Genomic DNA, 280 nt, shown 5'->3' with positions numbered 1-280 from the left:
CATGCAGGCCGTGATGAAACGGATGGCACAGACGGGACACAGCAGGTGAAAGAAGATCAGAAGGAAAAAGACATACAGAAGAAAGAGGAGAACAAAAGGCAGATTGATAAGAAACTGGGGGAGCTTTCTATAGAGGAAAAAGTGGCACAGATGTTTATCATTACGCCGGACGCCCTGACGGGAGTCGAAGGCACATGGAATCCAGGGAAAGTCACAGAGACTGCCTATCACGAGACGCCGGTAGGAGGTCTTATTATGATGGGGAATAACCTGATTTCCC

Annotated in this window: 1 pseudogene; it reads left to right on the top strand. The window is 48.6% G+C overall.

What is annotated here, in order from left to right:
* Window positions 1-45: 45 nt before the first annotated feature.
* Window positions 46-280: pseudogene (locus tag HJY11_RS13565) on the top strand (glycoside hydrolase family 3); the annotation flags it as partial.

Origin of the sequence: Bittarella massiliensis (ex Durand et al. 2017) (genome assembly GCF_017566145.1) — a bacterium.
In the GTDB taxonomy this organism is placed as follows: Bacteria; Bacillota; Clostridia; order Oscillospirales; family Ruminococcaceae; genus Bittarella; species Bittarella massiliensis_A.
This window is presented reverse-complemented; position numbering and strand designations above follow the sequence as displayed.